This window comes from Haloarcula sp. CBA1115 (genome assembly GCF_000827835.1).
Taxonomy (GTDB): domain Archaea; phylum Halobacteriota; class Halobacteria; order Halobacteriales; family Haloarculaceae; genus Haloarcula; species Haloarcula hispanica.
Window position 1 is genome coordinate 77015 of sequence record NZ_CP010529.1, and the last position, 24298, is coordinate 101312.

10 protein-coding genes are annotated in these 24298 nt (G+C 60.8%); 9 read left to right on the plus strand and 1 reads right to left on the minus strand.

Going from position 1 to position 24298, the window contains the following annotated elements; genetic code table 11:
* Positions 1 to 20: 20 nt before the first annotated feature.
* Genes SG26_RS00320 through SG26_RS00335 form a run of 4 tightly spaced genes read left to right on the plus strand, consistent with a single transcriptional unit; the run spans position 21 to position 8960 of the window.
* Positions 21 to 863 carry a DUF1819 family protein gene (locus tag SG26_RS00320; RefSeq protein ID WP_014030944.1) on the plus strand — a complete coding sequence of 281 codons (843 nt, stop codon included), beginning with the start codon at positions 21 to 23 and terminating at the stop codon, positions 861 to 863.
* On the plus strand, positions 860 to 4543 hold the full coding sequence (locus SG26_RS00325; protein ID WP_050036525.1) for a hypothetical protein: 3684 nt from the start codon (positions 860 to 862) through the stop codon (positions 4541 to 4543). The genes SG26_RS00320 and SG26_RS00325 overlap by 4 nt, the downstream gene beginning before the upstream one ends.
* Complete coding sequence (locus SG26_RS00330; RefSeq protein ID WP_050036526.1) at positions 4540 to 5121, plus strand: BREX protein BrxB domain-containing protein; 582 nt, start codon at positions 4540 to 4542, stop codon at positions 5119 to 5121. Before SG26_RS00325 ends, SG26_RS00330 begins: the two co-directional genes overlap by 4 nt.
* Complete coding sequence (locus tag SG26_RS00335) at positions 5118 to 8960, plus strand: hypothetical protein (RefSeq protein WP_050036527.1); 3843 nt, start codon at positions 5118 to 5120, stop codon at positions 8958 to 8960. The genes SG26_RS00330 and SG26_RS00335 overlap by 4 nt, the downstream gene beginning before the upstream one ends.
* A gap of 167 nt (positions 8961 to 9127) precedes the next feature.
* Here SG26_RS00335 and SG26_RS00340 read toward each other — a convergent pair whose 3' ends face one another.
* Positions 9128 to 9379: a hypothetical protein gene (locus SG26_RS00340; RefSeq protein WP_044952609.1), complete on the minus strand. Its 252-nt coding sequence runs from the start codon at positions 9377 to 9379 to the stop codon at positions 9128 to 9130.
* A 151-nt stretch (positions 9380 to 9530) separates the two neighbouring features.
* Here SG26_RS00340 and pglX (SG26_RS00345) point away from each other — a divergent pair, with 151 nt between their 5' ends.
* The 5 genes from pglX (SG26_RS00345) to SG26_RS00365 all read left to right on the plus strand — a co-directional run bounded on the left by pglX (SG26_RS00345) (position 9531) and on the right by SG26_RS00365 (position 23813).
* Entirely contained in the window at positions 9531 to 13904 is a 4374-nt protein-coding gene (pglX, locus tag SG26_RS00345; RefSeq protein ID WP_050036528.1) for a BREX-5 system adenine-specific DNA-methyltransferase PglX, read from the plus strand.
* A 9-nt stretch (positions 13905 to 13913) separates the two neighbouring features.
* Positions 13914 to 14345, plus strand: coding sequence for a hypothetical protein (locus tag SG26_RS00350; protein WP_050036529.1), 432 nt, complete (start codon positions 13914 to 13916; stop codon positions 14343 to 14345).
* A gap of 2 nt (positions 14346 to 14347) precedes the next feature.
* Positions 14348 to 16540, plus strand: a complete 2193-nt coding sequence (pglZ, locus tag SG26_RS00355; RefSeq protein WP_050036530.1) for a BREX-5 system phosphatase PglZ — start codon at positions 14348 to 14350, stop codon at positions 16538 to 16540.
* Positions 16541 to 16618: 78 nt separating this feature from the next.
* Positions 16619 to 20815, plus strand: coding sequence for a BREX-5 system adenine-specific DNA-methyltransferase PglX (gene pglX / locus SG26_RS00360; protein ID WP_050036531.1), 4197 nt, complete (start codon positions 16619 to 16621; stop codon positions 20813 to 20815).
* Positions 20816 to 20897: 82 nt separating this feature from the next.
* On the plus strand, positions 20898 to 23813 hold the full coding sequence (locus SG26_RS00365; protein ID WP_050036532.1) for a helicase-related protein: 2916 nt from the start codon (positions 20898 to 20900) through the stop codon (positions 23811 to 23813).
* Positions 23814 to 24298: the final 485 nt, after the last annotated feature.

Genomic DNA, 24298 nt, shown 5'->3' on the forward strand with positions numbered 1-24298 from the left:
TGGCCGGTTCGAGATGATATATGACTCTCCGCACCGACGGGAGGGGTGTTTCTCTACCGTCGCTCGACTCGACGTTTTCTGACGACGAAGTGACGATGGTTCTTACTAGATGCGGGCTTCTCGTTGACAGAGCGGAGACGCTCGCTCGACTGTACGCCCACCATCGGGACTGGACGGTTGTCGAAGAGAAGTGGATCGAAGAGCGATTCGACGAGCGCAGCACGCGTGGGAGTTCGAAGGGCATCTACCGCGCACTCAGTTCGCGGTTCAAGACCGCTGGCAGCGAACTTCCCTCTATTGTCCAGCTCCCCTCTGTACTCGACCGGTGTGAGACGGTGCGTGACAAAGCGCAGGTGTTGTATTTCTATTTGCTGGAAGACGATCCCCTCGTGAGGTACACGGTACATCGATACGTCGACCGCCTGCAGGAGTCCGGTGTCGACGGGCTGGGATTCGAGCAGGAGACGATAGAGCGCCTCCTGAGCGAGTTCCATTACGAGGACGGGAGCGAGTTTGACTATGCTGAATCGACGACGCGACGGTGGGGAGAGGGGCTCCGGTCGGTGCTGCGCGATATCGGTGTTCTCGACACACAACAGACCTTGCAGGGACAGATCCCAAACCTCGGGTCGACGCCGTTACTCGTCGCATCAGGCTACTCGTGGGAGATCCACGGCGACGACTGGCTCTCCCAGCCGACCGGCTGGCTCTACCTCTTCCAGCCGGACCAGTACTGGGACGCCCTGGCCGAACGCGTGAGCGACGATCCGAACTGGGAAGCGAGCGGGATTCACGGTGAGTTGCGACTCCAGCCGGTCGATGACACGTACGGCTGGGCTGAACCGTGGGAGGGCGAAGTGTGACGGACGAGGGCTGGTTCGCTGCCGACGTCGGGAGCGATTTCGAGGAGTCCGTGCGCATCGACCGCGAAGACGACGGGCGGGATCATCGGCTGGAATCGATCGACACCTACCACGTAACGGAGGAGTCCGCGGAGTTCATATCCGACTTCTTCTCACGGCTACTCGGTCGGTCCGAGGATATGCGGTCAGGCGCGAACTACTGGCTCTACGGGTACTACGGGAGCGGAAAGAGCCACCTCCTCAGCGTGCTCCGCGGACTTCTTGACAGCGAATGGCTGCGACAGCGGGACGATGTCTGGGAACGGCTACCCGACGGTCGGTCGCTAGAGACGCTCGAGTCAACGTGGTCATCGATTCACGAGGAATACGAGGTCATTCCGGTCTCGGTGAACCTCCTGAAGCATCAGGGCCAGAAGAAACTGAGCTTCAGCGAGATCGTCCTCCGAAGCGCCCACACGTCGGAACGGCTCACTGGTGCAGAGGGAGGGCTCTCCTCGCAACTCGACGTTGCCTTCTTCGAGGACTGGTACCGGACGACCGACGCGTGGGCCGACCGGACCGCCAACACCCACACGGCACTCCGGGGTACGGTTGACAGCCCCGAGAAGTACAACTGGGAGGACGTGCAGCAGTACAACGCTCTAGCCGACGCCGTTCTCCCGACACTCTTCGAGCAGGAGACCGGCACGGCGGATGGTCTAGATGACCTGATGCCGTCGGATCTCGACCCGCAGGCGATGGTCGAGCGCCTCGAACAGTTGCGGAGCGATCGCGAAGCGGAACTCGGCCGCCCGGTCAAACTCGTGCTGTTGCTCGACGAGGTCAGTCTCTTCATCGGGACGGATTTCGACCGCCTCACCGAGTTGCAGACGCTCGCGGAGAGCGTCGACGAGACCGGCGACGGTGACATCCAACTGGTGGCGACGGCACAGGCCAAAATCGAGGACGTCCAGCCGCAGTTCGCGGCTCGCGGGGCCGACTTCAGCATCGTCAAGGACCGGTTCCCGCATCGGTTTGGCCTGCCGAGCCGACACGTCGGCGAAATATCGACGCAACGGCTACTCAAAAAGTCGGAAGCCGGGAGGGAGGACACGGAGCGCGTCCTCGACCGTACCAGCAACGAGCCCGAGACACTGCTCGTGTACTCCGGTATCGAACAGAACACCGAACCACCGCTCGACAACATCGATCGCGAGCGTCTCATCGAGTTCTATCCGTTCCTCCCGTATCAGCCACCGCTGTTTCTCGAAATTCTCTCGAACCTCCGGCAGGAGGCCCACGATCCGGCAAAGTCGATTTTCTCGGGAACTGCACGGGCGATTCTGGCCCTCGTTCACGGCCTCCTGCAAGAGTGGCTAGAGGCCGGCGACGAGACTCACGTCATTTCGCTTGTCGACTTCTACGACCTCATCGAGCCGGAACTCGATGACATTACGCCACAGGACGTGGGAGTCATCGAGGAGATCGAGGAACAACACGAGGCAGGCGAACTGGAGGAGATCGACGTGGCTGTCGCGAAGGCCGTGTTGCTCCTCCAGCACATCCCGGACACGATTCCGATGTCCGAGCGGAATCTCGCAGTCGCCGTGTTGAGCGACCTCGACGGCCCGACCCAGTTCCAGATGGAGAACCGCGTCGAGGACTCGCTCCAGCGGCTTCGGAAATTCATCCGTCCGACGCACGACGAAACCGGGCCGAAGTACGCGTTCACGCATCCGGAAGAGCGCGAGATCATCGAAGCCGCAGAGCGGAACCTCGACAACCCGGACTGGCAGTCCATCATCGAAGCCGTGGACGGGTATCTCTGGGACGACATCGTGCGTGACCTCTCGCTCCCGACGTCGGCCGAGTACGGAGAGACTGGCGAGCAGTACCCCGTTCGCTACGGGTTCAGTATCGACGGGATAGAACTCGACACGACCGTCGACGCTGCGGACGCACTCGATGTCGAGGTCGCCGTCAGAGGTATTTCACCTGCGGCGACAGACGTCGACCACGACGGCGACCCGCTCGAATGGACGATCGGTCAAGACGGGCTCGACGACCTCCGAGATAGCCTCATCGAGTGGTGGTCACTCAGAGATGCCGTCGGAGACCACACGCTCCCACAGTCTGTCGAACGAGATCTCTCCGATCGCGCGGCTCGCGTTCAGAGCAAGCTCGTCGGGGCTCTCGATAGCGGGGCATTCGACGTCAAGGATCGCGGCGACCAGATCGGGGGCATGGGCTCGGGAGTCGAGGAGTATCTCGACGTCACCTATCCCGACGACTTCCATCCCGTAATGTTGCAGGTCGGGGACGAACACTTACAGGAGCTCCAGGGACTCTCCGCCCAGGACCCGCTCCCTGCGTGGGCCCGGCAGATCGATGTCGCGACAGAAGACCCCGAAACGCACGGCGGGTCGATCCAGAACAACGTACGCGCCTTCACCGGCCGACAGTTGAAGCAACGCGGCGGGAACCTCGCGATGGCGACGATCCTCGACGGCATCGTGAAGAAGAAGCCGATCTACGAGGACGCTCGCCCGGCGCTGTGTGCGATTATCTGGGGGCTCTGCCGGAAGGGGGACTTCCTGCCCGTCGACGAAACGGGCGACTCCCTCGAACTCGACGCCGTCATCGACCTCAACAAACTGACGACGACGCGTCTCAAGATCGCGGGGAGTGGCGGTGTCCGAGGGATTCTCCGCGAGGGCGGCTTCATCGACTCGACGGAGACCATACCGGACGGAATCGTCAGGCTCCAGTCCGCGAACGACACGCTCGCGGGTCGACTCGGGAGTCTCGTAGAAGACGTCAAACTGGTCGCCGAGAGTGACATCCAAACGCGAGCCGTTCGCACCCTCCTCGAGTCGTTCGTGGGGGCGCTCGAAGCCGAGCAGCAGAGCGCTATCGACCGAAGAGAGGCCGTCAAGTCACGCGATACCGACTGGGCGGCAGTCGTCGAAGCAACCAACGACGCACAGGGATGGTACGACGACGCCGAGGAGGTGTGGAATTTGCGCCTGCCCGCGCTCACACGAATCGACGCGCAGCTAACGCTCGCCCAGCAGTCGTACGACTGGCTGACCGAGGAGTGTGACACGGCCAGCCAGACGCTCCGTGGGAGTATCGACGGTTACGAGGGCGAGTGGTGGACACACGATGGGTGGGATCGGTTCAACGACGCCCAAACCACCGCACCGGCGCTCGACGACGCGATCGGGACCGCGTGGGACTCGTTCCGAGAAGAAACCGGGGTCGATGCGTTCGTCGACGAGTTACAGGCGCATCCGTGGATCCAGCCCCTGAGCGAGTTCGAATCGAACGTTCGGCCGGCTTTCGAGAGTGAATACATCACACCGCTCCGCCGCGCCGCATCGTGGTACGCTGACGTCTCGAACGCAGTGTCGACGGTGACTGGCGGAACGACCAACGCCGAAGCTGACGACTTCATTCGGGCAACGAACGCACTCCTCGACAACGACCCTCTCGCCGTGGTTGCCGGTAGCGACATCGGCGATTTACGAGCGACGTTCGAAGAGCTACAGACACTCGTTGGGGAGCAGTCTCCCGCGGACGTCACGGCGATCGGGGTGCTCCCGTCGGATCGCGAATCGCTTGACTCAGAACTGGAACGGCTCGTCGAACACCACGACCTCAGTGTCGAACGGACTGAAACGGGGGTTATCATCCGATGACGACCAAACGTCCCTTCCGGGACTTCACGGACCGGGTCGCACAGTTCGCCGACGGGCGACGCGGCATCCGAAACCCGTTCGTCATCGTTCCCGTCCAGCCGAAGTACGAGCGACGCGTCGCCGAACGGCTCACCGAGTGGGCGACGAACCCGCACCGAACCGAGGAGTTCCCGGACGACGGAACCGTCCAGATCCTCCGGTTAGACGAGGTGTTCGTCGAAACAGAAGTCTTCGAACTCGCAGTTGACCTCGGGAAGCACAGCCAACCAGCGACGATCACCGAGACGATGCAAGACCGGCTAGCGGAAGAACTGGTCGGAATTATGCTCGATAGGATCGAGGCACCGGGCGAGCAGCGACACGTCGTCCTCCTCACACATCTCGGCAGCCTCTACCCGTTCACGCGTGCGTCGGAGCTCCTCGACGAACTCGACCGTCGCAACGTCCAGTCGACTATCGGCATTCCGTTCCCCGGAGATATCGTCGGTGGGAAGCTGAGTTTCTTCGGCGAGGAATCGCGTAACTACTACCCGGCCCACCAGATCGAAGGCCGGGTTGAGGGGGTGCATCTCCAATGAGCGACACACACATTCACGACATCTTCCAGCAATCACCGACCCGCGAACTCGAAGAGGTCCAGAAGGTAAACGCCAGAGCGCAGGCCGAAAACGACGTTCGCGAGTTCTACGAGACCGACAGCGCTCGCGACGTGCTCACCACGCTGGGGGACCTCGTCGACAAGTATCCACACGAGCAACCGCGTTTCCTCTACATCTCCGCGACGTTCGGGTCGGGGAAGACACACCTCCTGAAACTCATCGGCTTCGCCGCCGATACCGAATCGGAGTTCACCGATCTCGGCGAAGAGTTGGCGAACAGGTGGCCGGGGTTCCAGTCGTTCCGACAGAGCGTCGCTGACTCGCACGTCGACCGGCTGAAACCCGTGTTCCTGAACCTCCTCAACCGGGACGCAGCACAGGAGCCGCCGCTCCCGTATCTCATCTACGAGGCGATCGGCCGCGAACTCGGCTATCCGACTGATCCGAACTGGCTGCTCGAGTGGGCGTGGCAGCTCGACATGAACCACGGTGACTGCTGGGAGCGGCTACAGCAAGTCGAGCACGACGGCCAGACGTTCGAGGATGTGTACGACGAGCGGGCGTCGCTGCGGAGCTGGCTCTACGACGCCGTTCCGACGCTCGATGACTCGCCGTTCGCGTCTCGGGCGGAGGTCAAGCAGTCGATCGACGACGCCATCGAGGAGGTCGATCCCGGTGAGTTCGACTCCGCCGATCTCGTCGAGCGCATCGAAGCGGCGCAAGCGTCGCTGAGCACGCCGGAGACCGAGACGGAGTTGCTGATCGGGCTCGACGAGGTGGCTCTGTTCATCGGCGATGGCCGCCATCGCTACAGGGAGTTCCAGGAGACGATGGAAGCGCTGACCGAGCTCGGCGTCGGGCCTAACCCGCCGGTCATCGGGACTGGACAGTATCCGATCGAGCGTATCCACGGCGAGTTCGACGATACGGAAGTCACGGAGCAACCGTGGTACGGTGCCCAGGAACCGTTGGAGGGTGCCGACACCGAGATCATCGTCCGGAAACGGTGGCTGCAGAAGGATGTCGAGGGCGGACAGGCCGTCGAGACCGCGCTCCGGGAGATGCCCGACCTGACACTCGACGCATACACAGATATCGCCGGGGCCGATCCGGACGCGGTCGAGTCGTACCCCTTCCGCGAGTACGATCTCGGGTTGCTCCGGACGGTGATTCAGCAACTGATGCCGCGGGGACGCGTGACCGAAGAAGAGTACGTGCAGGGTCGGGCGTTGCTCATCCTCGTCCGCTCGCTGTTCACGCGGTTCGAGTGGGGCGACAAGCAGGTCGGAGCGCTCGTCACGTGGGACGAGTTGTACGACCTGCTGGTGGAGGAAACGACCTACATCCCGCTCTGGGTGCAGGAAATGGTCGAGAACAAGCTCGTCCCCTCGGCCGGCGGCGACGAAGATGCGTTCTCCGTTCGCGTTGCGAAGGCGCTGTATCTGCTGAATCAGGTTCGTTCCGAGGTGCCGTCGACGCCGGCGAACCTCGCCCGGCTGATGGTCACGTCGACCGACGAGTCGTTCGAGTCCGTCCGGGACGATGTCGAATCGGCGCTGTCTGCCCTCCTCAAGGATCGGAAGGTGCTGACGGAGACGAACGACCGCGGCGACGAGGAGTACCTGCTGGTCTCCGAGGAACAGGAGGACATCCTGACGCGGGCGAAGACTCGCGCACAGCAGATTCCGTCGCATCGGCTGTCGGCCAAGTTGGAGAACTCCATCCGGGAGGGCAGCGATCGCTTGCTCTCTGCTGGCAGTCGACACGAGGTGGATTTCGAGGGAGAGCGCAAAGTCCCGCTCCGGTTCGGCTACTCCGTCCTAGACCCGATCGAGCAAGCACCGACGCCGGAGTTCGACGCCGTTCGTGTGCGCTTGGTCGCGAACCGCGACGCCGAGATCAGCGACCAGGTTACTGCGTGGCAGGCAACAAACGAGGGCCGTGACGGTGGTGAGCATATCCTCGTCGCCGTCAGTCTACAGCAATCGACAATCGACCGCCTGCGGGACGTGATGGGGATGCAGGAAGTGCTCTCCGAAGAGACGGATACCTATCCGGACCTTGAGTCCGATCACCGCGACGAACAGCGGGCACTCGAATCGACGATTCGCGAGCAGCTCAAAGAAGCGGACGTCTACGTCCGGACGGGCGGGACGAGAGGGCGGTACGAGGACGCGTTCGAGCAGGTCGTTCAAACGGAAGTCCAGTCCGTGTTCAGCGGAACGCGGTTCGTCCTGACGAACGGTATCACGGAAGTCGACGACGCCAGGCGGATGGCACAGTTCTTCCGCGGTGTCGCCGACTGGCCGCTCACGAGCGAGGACGCTGTCACGCTCGGGGTGGATACAGACCGCGCCGAACTCGCCGACGGCCGGTGTCAGGAATTCCTCGACGAGTACGCGGACACCCAGTCGCTTCGTGCCGAAGACGTGCTCACCCAGACTGTCCAGCGCGGCGGCGCGTATCGCGGGACGCCCCAGGAGTCGATCTCGGCACTGCTGATCACGCTCGCTACGGCCAACGAGATCGCACTCCGGCGGGACGACGAGTACATTACCGAACCGGAGGAGATCGGACGGGCGGTCAGAAACAAGACGAACCTGACCGAGATACAGATCCGCTTCGAGTCGATAGGCAAGATCGATCCAGAGCAGATCCGGGACACCGTCGAGACGCTGATCGGCGATGAGCCGGACGGGACCGACCCCGACGCGTGGCTCTCCGCGTTAGCCGAGTGGGTTGACGAGAACAGCGTGCTGGTGAAACGCGTCCTGCGAGGTGTCAGCAGGGAGTTCGGCGACGGCGCTTCGCTGGACGAACTCGAAACGGCGCTCCAGCCCGCACTCGGGGGCGAATCACTCGAAACGGATGCGTTCGCGTCCGAGACGGTCGAACGGCAGTCCGAGCGGTTCGCTCGGGCCAGCGGGCTCTTCCAGCCGAGCGAAGACGGCCAGTCCCTCTGGGAGCAGTTCAGCCAGCGGACAGTGGAGATGAAGCGGCGCTACCCCGGTCCGGACATTACGGGGGAGATGCAAGCAGTCATCGGCGGGGACGAAGTGCCAGATGCCGACCGGCTTCGAGCACTACTCGAAGAAGCTGACACGCACAGGCGTACCGTCGTCCGTGCGCAGTACGAACGCATCACGGGCGGACCGCCGACGGACGAGGAGCCCGAGAGCGTGGTGTCCAGTCTCGCGACGTGGCTCTACGCACACGACGGGAGCAGCAAGGAAACCGCGGACCGCGTCGCCGTCGAATTCGACGGCGTAACCATCGACGACCTCTACGATCTCTTCGAGACGGCGTGGCGGGGTGACTCGTTCTCCGAGGAAGCCCTCGTCGACCCGACGGTCGTCCAGCAGGCCAAGCGGTACGAGCGGGCACGGCGGCTCCTCGAAGCATCCGGTGGCGAGGCCTCGCTCTGGTCGCAACTCCGCGACGCGTCGAAACGACTCGCGGAAGACCATCCGAATCACCCAGTCACGGCCGACGTGAGCGAGATGCTCAGCCGGTCGCAGCCGCCGAGTGTCGACGATGTAGAGCAACTCCTCGATGCGGCAGAGAACCCGTTCACGGTCGACGAGCGGCTCGCGGAACTCGCCGCGGAACTGCAGTCCGAGCACCCCGATCACGACATCACCGACGAGATTGTCGATGCAGCAGCGGGTACCCGCTCGCCGAGTGAGGAACGAGTGGGTGAATTGATCGAAGAAGCTGAACAGGTGCTTGCGGGCGTAGACGAGCAGTTGCGGCGGATTCAGGAGACGATGGATGACCTACCGGATGGCGCTGTCGTGTTGATCGAGCCGCTCGACTGACACACCGGCGTTGCAAAACGCCGAACTCATTTATGTTCGATTCGTAATTACGCAACATAACGACGTTATCGCGGTTGAAACGACGTGCTTGTCCGAAATCGCACTCATCGTTTACTGGTGGCTCCAAAGGATTATCATGCGTCTGTGATACTATCTCGACATCATGCTTAGAATCCGCTATTCTCGGCCATTTCCAGAGCTTTCATCAGCACAATAAGGATGAGCGCGATGATCGAGAAGAACCCTGCAAGCTCAAAGAGCGCCATCGGGTTCTCTACGAACCACCAGAAGATTGGTTCGAGAAACTCGATCCCGTAGAAGTCCGCAAGTATCTTCGATATCACGGCACCGAAGACGGCTATCAACAGTAGATACAGGAAGTACCGAAGCTTCCGAGGGCCGGCGAAGGCATCTACCATACCTCAGCTTCCACATTTTGGCATAAATGCTTCGTGGAGGGTTACCCCCGTCGGCCTATCTCCGAGTGCTAATCCAACCGCCGTCCGAGAGATCGAGGGACAATCTTCAAGACATCGCAATGGCTCTGCTTGAAACATCACGGATTCTCGTATGGACGGACAATCTACCCACCCCCGCAAGGCCCAGCTCGACAAGGAAGAACGCGAGCATCTCGAAGCCGTCGTCACCGAGATGCGCGACCGGGTCGAGGCGAACGTTCGCTACCAGCTCGAAGACGAGTACGGCCTCGACGAGAAGCCGGACACCGTCGGAGCAAGCTCCGGCGAGCCCGCCCCCGCTGACGCTCGTGAGGACGGCGACGCGTCCCTGAGCGAGACGCAGGAAAACCTGGTCGAGGCTATCGAACTCGAAGCCGCCGACGGCCACGATTGGGAGGCCGCTCACGAGCAGTATATCACGGGCGTCGGCTACACTATCGTGAACCGTCTGGCGGCCCTCCGATGTATGGAGGTTCGGGACTTCATCGACGACGAAGTCACGTCGTTCCGCGACGACGGCCTCACGCCGGCCGCTGACCGGTTGGTTACCGAGGAGTTCATGCTGGAGGAGGAAGCCGTCCTCGAAGCCTATCGGAACGAATGCGACGCCCTCGCTGATGAAATAGAGATCCTCTTCGACCGCTCGACCGCCTACAGCCTGATCGACCCCGACGACGACACCTACGAAGATCTCTGTGGGATGCTGGACAAGGTCTCCGACGAGGTCTGGCGGGCCGACGACGTGCTGGGCTGGGTGTACGAGTACTACAACGTCAAACTCCTCGATGACCTGCGTCGGAAGGGCGACCGCGAAGGATTGGAGCCCGAAGACGTGCCGGCGGCGAATCAGTTCTACACGCCCCATTGGGTCGTCCGGATGCTCACCGACAACTCGCTCGGCAAACTCTATCTCGAAGACAACGGAACGCTGCAGGAGACCGTCGAAGCACAGGACGCGCTGACGCCGGACGAGCGCAAGAACCGGCCACTCTCCCCCGACGAATCCCCGGACTTGGCGGATTTCTGTACCTATCTCGTTCCCTCGGAGGAGGAAGGCGAGCCACCGGCGTTCGACGGCCCAGAAGACATTCGCGTCATCGACCCGGCCTGTGGGAGCGGCCACTTCCTCCTGTACGCGTTCGACGTCCTGGAGCGCATCTGGCGAGCAGAGACCGACCTTGACCACGCGGAGATTCCGCGGGAGATTCTGCGGCACAACCTCCATGGTGTCGACCTCGATATGCGGGCCTGCCAACTGGCCGCGTTCAATCTCTATCTGAAGGGGCGGACGCGTGCCGAGGCCGAAGGGGCAACTGGCTTCGATATGCCAGAAGTCGGCATCGTCTGTGCTGACGCGAAGGTGGCCGACATCGAGGGCGTCGAGGAAGTGTTCGACGAGGTCGCTGATGGGAAGGATGATGTTGAAAACGCACTGCGGCGGATTCTCGATGCGTTCGAGGAAGTCCACGGCCTCGGAAGCCTGCTGGATGTTCGTGGGACGCTCAGTGACCTATTTGAAGGCAACAGCGAGCAGTCTGGGGTTCAGATAACGCTGGAAGACGACCCACGGGAAGATCACACTCTTGGCCAGATTCTCCACAGTCTGCGTGAGGCGGTAGATCAGCACCGTGAAGAAGACTCGTTCTTAGCTCAAGACTTACGAAGCTTCGTACGGTTGCTGGACGTGCTTGCGCAGGACTACGATGTGGCGTTGATGAATCCGCCATACGGGTCGGTTAACCGGATGCCTGATTCTGTCGAGGACTACGTTGAGGAGCGCTATGACTACTCTCCTGAATTTTATATCAATTTCTTCGAGGTCTGTGATGGATTAGCCAAAGAATCCGGCAGAATTGGTATGCTTGTCCCTTGGACATTCATGTTCAAGAAGAAATTTCAAGATTTTCGTGAGGACTTCGTCGGCAGTCAGGGAGGATTTGATTTCCTCGCTGAATTCGGCTATGGGATTCTTGACAACGCAACGGTTGGTACTGTTGGAACAGTTGTTACGAGCGGGAGTCAAAAGGACAGACAGAGTGGCTCATTCATCCGCCTCCACGATATTGACACGAAACAAAAGGAACCCACGTTCCAGAGTACAATATCCGGCGTCTCAGACGAGGTGAACAGAGTATTTGAAGTCGAACTTCAAGAGTTCTCAGAGATACCACGAACACCGATTTGCTATTCAATTCCATCTCCAGTGAGAAATCTACATTCTACAGATGCAAAGATAGACGCAGACCAAGCTGATATTGAGGGGGAATCAGTTTGCGAGGCGATTCCCGGCCTACAAACGTCTAATGACGATAGGTTTGTTAGATACCACTGGGTTGCTGAAGGCGACGATGATTTTCAACCAATTGCAAAAGGGGGGTCAGAAGCTTGGCTAGTCCCAAGAGTTGTCGAATCCTGTGCATGGGACGGAGACGGAAATCAAATTCTTCGTGCTTACAAATCCGCCCGTATTCGAAATAAGCACCAGTATGGTCAACCGGGCCTAACGTGGACGTATATTAAGCGAACTGGGCGACGGTTCGGATACTATCCCGGTGGATTGTTCAGCCATACCGGACTTATGCTCTTCCCGAAGAGCGAGATGTCTCTATGGAAGATGATATCTATTCTGAATTCAAGTCTCTATCATAATCTCTTCCTATCTATTACTACAGAGCGTCACTGGAACCCGGGTGAAGTTGGTAGCTTACCTTGGATAGATTCGCTCACCGAAATTGACGAACTGGAAAGGCTGGCAAAAGACCAATATCGTTTGATGCTGTTCCAAAAATTGTCTGACCCCACCAGCCCCTTCTACACTAAACCAAACCTCCACCCGGATAATGAACTGGAGTTCTTCTATGACCACCCCCATCCAAAGGAGATTGTTGACCCTGATGAGTTCGATATAGAGGACTCAACCAAGCATCTGGAAGTGCCGAAAATAGCCCGCAAGCGAGAAAAGCAGAAACTAAATCGTGAGCAACAGTTAGAGGAAATTTCTAATGAAATAGATGAACTCATTTTCGATAATCTATCCCTCGAAGAGGGTACCCGCAACAATATTCGCCAAGAAATCTTCCTCCGAACCTCCGAAGACCCCGAAGACCGCGAAGTCCCCGACCCTGAGTCCGTCCCTGAAGTCCCCGACAACCTCGACGAGCAGGTCAAAGACCTCGTCCACCACTTCGCGATGGAAGCCGTCCGCGAGGAATCGGACGGTATCATCCCACTCGAAGGCGCGGACGAACAGGCGGATATGCTCGACCGTATCGTCGAGCGGTTCGAGGACGCATACGGTGAGTACGCCGAAGACCGACTCGTCGAAGTTGACGACATCCTCGGGGCCGAGTCCGCCGCCGACGAGGCCTACCCCAACCTCCGGGCGTTCGTCGAGGACGACCTCTTCGCCTACCACGTCGACACGATGGAGAACACGCCGATCCTCTGGAAGCTCAGTACGGCGCGACTCCTCGCCGACGCCGAGAGCGAGGGCTTTGCGTGCTTCGTCGACTATCACCAACTCGACGCCAGCCTCTTCGACCGCCTCGGCAACACCTATCTCGAACCACGGAAATCTGCCCTCCGCGACCGGCAAGCGGCGGCGAACCAGCGCCGGAACGACGAGTCGCTCTCTACGAGCGAACGCGCCGACGCGACCGAAGAGTTCGAGTTCTGTTCGAGCGCCCTCGAACAGATCGCAGAATTCGAAGCGGTACTTCAGGAACTCGGGTCGACGAGCGAGCGGGACTTCGACGACGGCGACCGCGAACGCGTGGATGGACTGGCCCCCAAGGTCGCCGCGTTCCGGGAGGAGACTGCGGCACGCATCGAGACGCTCGAACGACTCCGCGAGGTGAACGGCGAGGAGTGGTTCCAAGACACCTTCTCCGATGGCTTCTGGGACAAGGTCGACGAGTGGCGCGACGAGTGGCTGGACGCCCTCGGAGAACTCGAACACGCCTGCGAGGAGTACGCCAAGCCCAGCGACGAACCCGTCGAAGCCCACCTCGCCGACCTCTTCGACTACTTCAACTGGCGGCTCAAGGGCTCGGACCACTACTCCAGCACGGGCATCCTCTTCATGACGTACTACTTCGAACGCGAAGGGAGCGACCTTCTCGATGAGGACGGCGAGCCATTCGACACCCTCACCGAAGATGAGGAACTGCTCGCGTCGCTCGCGACTGGCATCGCCGACGCGTCCGTCCTCGACGAAGAGTACATCCAACAGATTGCAGACGAGGAAGATGTCGACGACGTGGACGAACTGCCACCGCTAGCGGAGTTCAAGGCGCTCGCCGCGGAAATCGACGACCGCTGCCAGACTGTGGACAAACAGATTCCCGCGGACTGGGCAGACCGAGCGCTGTCGGAAATCACGACCGCCGGCTACCAACCCAACCACAAACACGGCGTCGCGATCAACATCACGCCGCTGGCCGAGCAAGACATCGTCCCCGAAATCGTCGAGGACAAAGTGCTGTAAGTCGGACCCATGAGCAACGAAGTCGAATTCCCGGTCGGGAAAGCGATTCTTGCGATGCTCTGCGGAGCATCGCTGTTCCCGATTAGCTACCCTGTATCGTACTTTTTCGGGTACCTCGGCGTACTGAGTTGGGACTCCGTCGCGATGTGGGGCTTTCTTGGCCCGATGTTCGTCATCGGTGTCCCAGTCGTGCTGTATGATCTCCCTGAGCGGTTTGCGGAGAAGCTGACCGGGTACTGGCTACTCGTGGCTAGCGTCGGGTGGGTGACACTCATCAGTACAATGCAGTTTTTCAATTCAGACGTCCCAGAGTCACGTATGAATGTCTACGCGATGGGCACGACGTTGCTCATTGTTGTTTCGACTCTCTCGATAGCAGCCTACCTTGACTACACCAACGCACCGGTAGACGAGTATCTCGACGGTCTCCGTCCCAACTGATTATGCAAGCAACGCAAACGCTCCCCGAAGCCGCGAAAGACACCATCCGAAACGAGTTCGACCGAGCCGAATCAGCGGACCCGATTGTCCTCTGGTGGGACGACGGGAACTACCTCGAAGACGTCATCGAGCAGGCCTGTGACGAACTCGGCGTTCACCTGAAAGTCGCCGAGGAGACGCCGCTGGAACTCCGTGCCAACCCGGTCGACGGCGAACAGGTCTGGTACGTTCCACACGTCAAAGAGCCCGAAGACGCCGAGGGCGACTTCGACTGGTTCCGCGACGTCGAGCACACCGGCGGCGAGGTGGAGATGAGCATCGAAGACCTCACCGTCCACGCGTTCGAGCGCGGGCAACTCGACGCGTGGGAGCTGAAAACCACGACGCGGTCGGACGACCCCGCAAAGCGCCGCGAGATCGCGCGGATTCTCCACGACCAGCTCACCGGCGGCCAGCTCCCGACGCTCGAACAGCTCCGCACGCGGATCGTCACCGGCGGCTACACCGACCCGGTCGCGTTCGTGCTGGAGAACGGCTGGGGCGACATCGACGACAGCCCCGGAACCATCGAGCAGATGCAGGACTTGCTGACCAGCGAGGGCGTCGACGCGGTCGCCAGCGAGGACGAACCCGCGGGGATCGTCGCGGCGACGCGTCGGTGGGCCGTCGCCGAGTGGCTGATCCACGCCGGTGTCGACGCCGAACGGTTCCCGACGGAGTGCCGCGCCGAGACGGCCGGCGATCACGACCTCCCCGAACTCAAGTCGCTGTTGAACAACACCACCTCGGCCGGTCTCCTCGCCGACCGCTACCTCGGCGAAGCGACCTGGCCCGATGTCGTCGCGGACGTCGACGACCCGTGGGACCTCGCGGACTGTCTCGTCGACGCCGCGCTCGAACGTCGTCTCTGGGAGGAGTGGCACGCGTCCTTCGACGCCGGCGACTACGAGACGTGTCTCGAGCGCGCCGAGGAGCGGTACGACGCTCTCCTCGGGAGTGAGGACTTCCGGGGCACTTACCGCGGTGCCTACGGCCCGGACAGTCCGTGGACGCAGACGTGGGAGCAGGCCGCGGAGGTCGCCCGCCTCGCACACCAACTCGAGACGTGGGACGAGAGGGCCACCGACGACGTCGTCTCGCTGTACGCCGATCCGGACGACGGAACGTGGCAGATCGACAACGCGATGCTCAACCTCGTCGTCGCCGGCGCGCCCGAGTCCGACCTCCCTGCCGACCATCCTGCCGTCGATACCCTTGACGACCTCCGCACCCAGCTCCAGTCGGAATACGTCGAGTACCTCGAAGCCCTCGGCGACCGCGTCACCGAAACTGTCGAGGCCGGCGCTCCGTTCGTCGACGAGGACCACTCCTATCAGTTCTTCACGAAGGAGTCCGCCGGCCTCGAAAGCGGCCAGACGGTCGCACTGTTTGTCATCGACGCCCTCCGACTCGACCTCGCGCGCCGGCTCGCGGACGAGTTGCGCGACTACGTGGCGACGCTCCCGGCCGACGCCCCCGAGTTCGCCGTCGACGAAGACGTCTGGCTCGGGACGCTGCCCTCGGAGACCGAGTTCGGGAAGGCCGCACTCACGCCGGGCGAGATCCAGATGTTCGACGTCTCGCTGGTCGACGGCGAGTTACAGCCCCTTCGAAACAACCGAAAGGTGAACACGAACCGGCGGAACTCGCTGTTGGGCGGCGACGGCTGGACGGTCACTCGCGACACCGAGGACGGCTGGCAGTCGACGCGCGTCGCCTACTTCAAAAACGACCTCGACGACATCGGCGAGAAGGAACTCAGCGACCTCGAGGCGATGCTGGCCCGACGCGTCGACTCGCTCGCGGAGTTCATCGGGACGAAGCTCGAACAGGGAGAGTGGGACCAGGCCTACGTGCTGACCGATCACGGGTTCGTCCTGCTCCCGGACAGCGCGTCGCCGGAGAAGATTTCTCGGCCGACGGAAGCGTCCGACTCCGGTCGGCGATGGATTGCCGGCGAGGACGTAGACGCGGATTCACCCGGCGTGTTACTCGACTCCAGCACCCGGCTGGGGTATCTCGACGCCAACGTCAGCGTCCTTGCGAGCCCGCTCAAGCGGTTCAAAAAGCAGGGCCTCGGGGACGCACGGTTCTACCACGGTGGCCTGCTCCCACAGGAGTTCGTGCTCGATTTCATCAGCATCACGCAGGGGTAGCTGTCCTGATCGAGCCATCGCGATGGGGCAATATTCAAGAGACCACAGTTGTACTGGGAGAATATCACTGACTCTCATATGGATGGGAACGCTCTGGCCCCCCGAAAGGCGCAACTCGACAAGGAAGAGCGCGAACACCTCGAAGCGGTCGTCACCGAGATGCGAGACCGTATCGAGGCGAACGTTCGCTACCAGCTCGAAGCGTCTGATCTGGCAGACCGTCCTGATGACGCGTCCCTGAGCGAGACGCAGGAAACCCTCGTGGAAGCTATCGAACTCGAAGCCGCCGATGGCCACGATTGGGAGGAGGCCCACGAACAGTACATTACGGGCGTCGGCTACACGGTCGTCAATCGGCTGGCCGCGCTTCGCTGCATGGAGGTCCGGGACTTCATCGACGACGAAGTGACGGCCTTCCGCGACGACGGCCTCACGCCGGCCGCTGACCGGCTTGTCACCGAGGAGTTCATGCTGGAAGAGGAGGCCGTCCTCGAAGCCTATCGGAACGCGTGCGACAAACTGGCCGCGGAGATCGAGATCCTCTTCGACCGCTCGACCGCCTACAGTCTGATCGACCCCGACGACGACACCTACGAAGACCTCTGTGGAATGCTGGACGAGGTACCCGACGAGGTCTGGCGAGCCGACGACGTGCTGGGCTGGGTGTACGAGTACTACAACCGCCCAGTCGTCGAAGCGCTCGACGCGAAGAACACGCTCGAACCGGAGGACGTGGGGCCGGCGAACCAGTTCTACACGCCCCATTGGGTCGTCCGAATGCTCACCGACAACTCCCTCGGCAAACTCTATCTCGAAGCGACTGAGCAGGAAGACGCCGTTCCGAATCCGGACGCTCTCAGCCCCGAAGAGCGAAAAGAGCGCTTGGTCACGCCGGAGGACAGCCCGTCCGTTCCCGAACTCTGTACGTACCTTATCCCTGACGAGGAGGCCGGCGATGCACCGGAGTTCGATCATCCGTCGGAACTGCGGGTCATCGACCCGGCCTGTGGGAGCGGCCATTTCCTCCTCTATGCGTTCGACGTACTGGAGCGCATCTGGTGGGCCGAAACCGATCTCGACCGCGCCGAGATTCCGGCGAAGGTGCTGGAGCACAACCTCTACGGCGTCGACATCGACCTGCGCTCGTGTCAGCTCTCGGCGTTCAATCTGTATCTGAAGGCCAGAACACGTACCGAAGCGGAAGACGGCCAGTTCGAGATGCCCAGCGTCGACATCGTCTGTGCGGACGCCCGCGTGGCAGAGGTCGAGGAAGGCGCAGAAGTGCTGGACGACATTACCGGCGAGGGAACGGACCTGCGTGCTGCGCTGGGAGAGATCATCGACACGTTCCAGCACACGGAAGCCCTCGGGAGCCTGCTGGACGTGAGTGGGACGCTCGAAGACGTGTTCGAGAGCGGTCAGACGGACCTCTCGGACTGGGGCGACGGAACACACCAGTCGCTGAACTCCTTCTTGAAGGCACTTCGAGAAGCCGTTGGTGAGCGCTCGTCAGATTCGTTCGGCGAACAGAACCTCAAGAGTTTCCTGAATCTGCTGGTAGTGTTAAGCCAATCGTACGACGTGGCGCTTATGAACCCGCCGTATGGTTCGGGGGGACGAATGCCGGACACCGTGCAGGAATACGTCGAAGAGAACGAGAATTACAAATATACGACGGAGTACTACATCAATTTCTTCGAGGCGTGTGATCGGCTGGCCAAAGCCGACGGACGCACGGGGATGCTCGTTCCGTGGTCGTTCATGTTCAACAAGTCCTTCCAGACCTTCCGGGAGGATTTCGTCGGTGGGAGAGGTGCGTTCGACTTCTTCTCGGAGTTCGGGTACGACATCCTCGACAACGCGACCGTCGGCACTGTCGGGACAGTTGTTCGCTCCGAGGCAGACAGCGGGCAGACAGGGACGTTCATCCGCCTCCCGGATGTTGCGAAGGGTGAGAAGGAAGGGGAATTCATCCGCGCGTCTTTCGAGGGGTCTGAAACCGGTGTCAAGCGACTCTATCACCGAGACCTGTCCGAGTTTGCGATGGTTCCCGGCACGCCGCTTTCTTATTGGGTGCCACGAGGCCTGCGAAGCATCTATCAGTCCGATACCGTTCTCGACGCGGATAATGCGGGCTTAGAGGACCGGGAGACGCTTGGAGACATCAAACAGGGTACCGCAACCGCAGACGATTCCCGGTTCGTGCATAAGTTCTGGGAAGACAGGGGCGCTGAATGGGTGCCGTTTGCGAAGGGGGGCGCTGATGCGTGGCTTTTGCCTCGAATAAAGAACACCCTCCTCTGGGGAGAAGACGGGACGGAAGTCGATAGATACCCCAAATCCTACCCCCGCAATACAGACGCCTACTTCAACGAATCATTAACGTACACCGTCGCAAAGCGAAGCGGTCGGAGGTTCGGGTATCTCCACGATTCGTCCGTCTTCGGTCACAAGGGCTCGGTTCTGATTCCGGATCGGGCTATCTGGAACGCCCTCTCGTACACGAATAGCCATCTATTCACGTATCTGATGCTTGCACAGACCTCCGAGCGAATGTGGGAAGTCGGGTTCGTCTCGAAAGTCCCGTGGCGGACAGAACTCGAAGAGATCGACGAACTGGCAACCCTCGCCCGGGAAGCCGTCGGGCACCTCATCTCGAAGCGGCAGTACGACTTCGTGTCGCCGCATTACGATGGGCCTGTCCTGCTCGATGCACTCGGTGTCGATGACCCGCTACCGCAGTACGATCATCCACACCGCGAGCTTCGGGACGAACTTTCGCTCGATAGCCCGACACAAACTGTGTCCACGGCAGACTCGCTCAATCAGGTCGGAACTGCCGCCGCGAAACACTTGGCGCGAGTCGAGCAAACCCTCCAGTCCTGTGCGAACGACATCGACGATGCCGTCTTCGATTGCTTCGACATCACCGACGGGCAGCGCGAGACGATCCTTCAGGAGATCGCGCTCCGAACTATCGAAGATCCACGCGAACAGGAAGTGTATGCTCCAGCGGCCATCTCAGAGCCGTCTAGCGACTTCCCGGAACAGGTCAAAGACCTCCTTCTCCACTTCACGCTCCGAGCGATCAACGACACCGATGACGGCATTATCCCGCTTTCCGAAATCGACGGCACGGACGACCTTCTGACCCACATCGAGGCGGAGTTCGAACGTGTCTGGGGCGAGCACGCGACCGACCGCCTCGCGGAAGCCGACGCGGTACTCGGGAACCGCAACGCGAGCGACGAAGCGTACCCGAACCTTCGGGCGTGGCTCGAAAACGACCTGTTCGAGTACCACGTCGCGGAGTTCGACCGAACGCCGATCCTCTGGCGGCTTTCGACCGAGCGACTCGTTTCCGACGCCACGGGCGAGGGCTTCGGCTGTCTCGTCGATTACCATCAGTTGGACGCGAGCATCTTCGACCGACTGCAGAACCAGTATCTCGAACCGCGGCGGACGCACCTCCGCGAACGCCGGGCGGCGGCAAACAGCCGTCGGAACGACGAATCGCTCTCGACCACTGAGCGAGCCGACGCCGCCGAAGAGTACGACCAGTGTGAGAGCGCCCTCGAACAGCTCAGCGCGTTCGAAGAACGGCTTGGCGACCTTTCACAGGCCACCCCGAGTGACTGGCCCAGCGTGAATCAGGAACGCGCGGCCGAGGCGGCCGAACGCGTGGCGGAGTTCCGGGAGCGGACAGCATCACGGCTAGACACTCTCGAAACCCTCGCCGACCTGAAGGACGTAGATATGGCAGACCTGTTCAGTCCCTCGTTCTACGAGACGGTACAGGAGAACAAAGACGAGTGGGTCGATGCGCTCGACGACCTACAGACCGCCTTCGAGGCATACGCCGAAGACGGCTCAGAACCCGTCGAAGCACATCTCTACGACCTCTTCGAGTACTACGACGATCTCGTCGGCTCCTCCCACTACGCGAGCAACGGAATTCTGTTCATGACGTACTACTTCGAACAGTTCGAGGATGCCGAGCAGTCACAGATCGGAGACACCGGCGTCGCCGAGCGGCAGCGACTGCTCGCAGAACTCGCGGCCGACGTTGACGAGTATCGGCAACTGGCCGACGAAATCGCTGCAAACTGCGACGAGGTTGCGACCGATATCTCCGGCGATTGGGAGGAACGGGCGCTCTCAGAAGTCGTGACCGCGGGCTACCAGCCCACCCACAAACACGGCGTCGCGATCAACATCACGCCGCTCGCCGAGCAAGACATCGTCCCGGAAGTGGTGGCGGACAACGTACTCTGAGGCGGTGGGGAACCGATCTCCGTCAGAGGAGGTGGCTGACAAGGTTCAAGAGTCTATGCCGTTTTGGAACACGTAGCACTCGATGACGGATTCTTCATTCTCGTCCGGGCAACGAGTCCTTCTCAACGGAACACCGGCTGAAGTCATCAAAACACAGACAGTCGGCGAGATCGAATATTTGAGAGCGTATATCGAGGGGGAAGGCGTCAAGACTGTCTGTCTCGACGATGTAGAGATTCAGCCACAGCAGTCCGGAATCGAGGAACTGGCCAACCAGCGAATCGACGACCTTCATCCGGATCACGATGCGGTCGCGGCGCAGTGGTTCGACCTCCGGACGCAGGCGACGAAGCTCAAACTCGCTCACGAACAGGGACAGCTCCTGAGCATCTCGAACTCGCTCGTTCGGCTCGAACCGTATCAGCTTGACGCCGTAAACTGGGTGATGCAGAAGCTCCGGCAGCGGGCGCTTATCGGTGACGACGTCGGGCTCGGGAAAACGATAGAGGCGGGCCTCGTCCTCAAGGAACTCGCTGCACGGAATCGCGCTGACCGCGTCCTGTTCGTCGTTCCCGCCCACCTCCAGAAGAAATGGATCCGGGATATGGACCGCTTCTTCGACATCGACCTGACCGTGGCAGACCGCGCGTGGGTGGAAGGTGAGCGCCGACGGCTCGGCGAGGAGGCTAACATCTGGGCCCAAGACCAGCAACGGCTCGTCACCAGCATGGCGTTCCTGCGGCAGGACGAGTTCCGGCCTGCACTCCGGGACGCGTTCTGGGACGTCGTCGTGGTCGACGAGGCCCACAAGGCTGCAAAGCGGGGGGACTCACCGAGCAAGACGGCACGGATGATTGACGCCGTCACGGGGAACTCCGACTCGTTGCTGCTTCTCAGCGCGACGCCACATGACGGGAAGGGCGAGGCGTTCCGCTCGCTCGTGGAGTACATCGATCCGTTCCTCGTCGCCGAAAATCAGGAACTCTCACAGGAAACAGTCGACCGCGTCATGATCCGTCGCGGGAAGACCGACATCTACGACGAGGACGGTGAACGCGTCTTCCCGGACCGCGAGGTCAACTCGGTATCGGTCTCGATGACCCACGACGAACGACAGTTCTACCGGGCTGTCACCGACTACGTGAAAAACGTCTACAACCGCTCGGAGAAGCTGAACGAACCCGCAGTCGGGTTCGCGATGGCGCTCATGCAGAAACGACTGGTGAGCAGCGTCGGCGCGATTCACGCGACGCTCCGACGACGACTCGACGACCTTCTCGACGAAGAGGCAGAAACGGACGGGCTTTCCGAGGAAGCACGAGCCTATCTCGACGGCGAGGATCTAGACGAGGACGACAAGCAACACGCGGAAGACGAGATCGCCGGTCTGACCGTCACCAGTACCGACGAACAACTCCAAGAGGAGATCGATACGCTCCGCGACCTCGTGTCGCTAGCGGAGGATCTACCGGTCGACTCCAAGGCCCAGAAAGTCAGACGGTTCATCTCCCAACTCCTCGAGGAACAGCCGGACGAGAAACTCCTGTTGTTCACGGAGTACCGCGATACGCTGGACTACCTTCTCGAATTCGTGCAGGACGAGCCGTGGGCCGACGAGATTCTGGTGATTCACGGCGACGTTGACAAGGACGAACGGACCCGGATCGAAGACGAGTTCAATCACGGGCAGTCACGACTCCTGTTCGCGACCGATGCAGCGAGTGAGGGGATCGATCTCCAGCACAGCTGTCACATCATGGCTAACTACGAGCTTCCGTGGAACCCGAACCGCCTCGAACAGCGGATCGGACGCATCCATCGCTACGGACAGGAAGAGGAGGTCAAGGTCTGGAACTTCCTCTTCGACGACACCCGCGAGAGCGAAATCTTCGAAATGCTCCAGACCAAGGTCGAGGAGATCCGCTCCCAGCTCGGAAACACAGCGGACGTGCTTGGCATCCTCGACGACATCGACGTGGATGCGCTCATCATGGAGTCCATCGAGAACGACGACCCGCCGAGTGCGACCAAAGCGGAACTCGAGGAGCTGATCGAGGAGCGCCAGCGGACGCTCGAAGAGTGGTACGAGCGGAGCCTCGTCGATACGAGCACGTTCGACGCGGAGAGTCGCCGGCAGATTCAGGAGGTCGTCGACGAGTCAGCGGACGTCTACGGAAGCGAGGGAGACATTCGCGAGTTCTTCGAGCGAGCAGTCGAAGCCTTCGGAGGCGAATTCGAGAAACGCGGTACCAACCTCTATCAAGCCGAGTTGCCTGATGGGATCAATTCGCCCGGCCAAGATGCGACGTTCGGCCCGTTCACGTTCGACCGCGACTTCGCGATGGATCACGAGGACATCACCTACCTCGCTCCGGACACGGACGTCCTGCAACGGCTCATGGCACGCGTGTTGGAGGACGAGCGCGGTGCGGTCGGACTCAAACTGCTGCCGTTCGTCGACACGCCGGGGATTACCTACAACTATCGCGTGGCGTTCGAGGACGGCACTGGCGATGTGATTCGAGAGGAGACCATCCCCGTCTTCGTGGATGCGACGCAAGAGGACGCTCAGCAGGCGCTTGGTGAACGTGTCGTCGAGGGCGATTCGGTAGCAGCAAAGCCCGACGTCGACGGCTTGCGAACGGTTCTCGACGCTCAATCCGACTTACGGACGGCCGCCGACCGGTACGTGAGCGTGCGTGTCAACGAGATCAAGAACCATCTTCAGGAGAAACGTCACAAGGAGACTGCCCAGGAGTTGGAAAATCTCGAGGAGTATGCACAGGCGGAACGAGAACGGATCGAGGCCTTCATCGAGGAGTACGAGCGCAAATCCGACGCCGGCTCGGATATGGACATCGCGATCCGTGGCCAACAGGAGCGACTTGCACAGCTCGAAGAGCGAATCGAGACACGTCGCCGTGAATTAGAGCGCCGAGAACAGATCATCTCACTGGCGCCCGAGGTTGAGAACTACTGTTTGACTCTCCCATTATGAATCGGTTTCTGAATGAGACTACCTCAGTGTCGTAATTGCGACGGGCTCGCTGACAGTCGGCTGAATAATTTGCCTTCCGAGAGAGCGTTCGTGGCCGCGCAACAATCACAGAACCGATAGACTGCAAGCCGATATCACAACTGTTTTTGTTACCAACTGTGTACCGGTAGGTGGGTTCTGGTCCTCGCTCCATTTCCCCCTTGAATCCGATTCAGATCATCGATTGGCCCGAGTCCAGAACCTGTCGTCGTGGATGACGACTTCGAATGGTGCGTTGCACGCCACTCCCCCCCCGGCTGCCCACCATTCCGTTGCTGACCTGAGTGAGGGGATAGCAGTCCTCGTGATACGTATCCGGGAGTTCGTCTGCCGTCACTACCACGTCTCTCCAGCAGCGGGGCGGCCACAGACTGGTTCGGGTATATCAGCGTGGCTCTGGTGTAAGACATCGTAAGCTCACGTATACCCATTGGGGCGAGCATCAC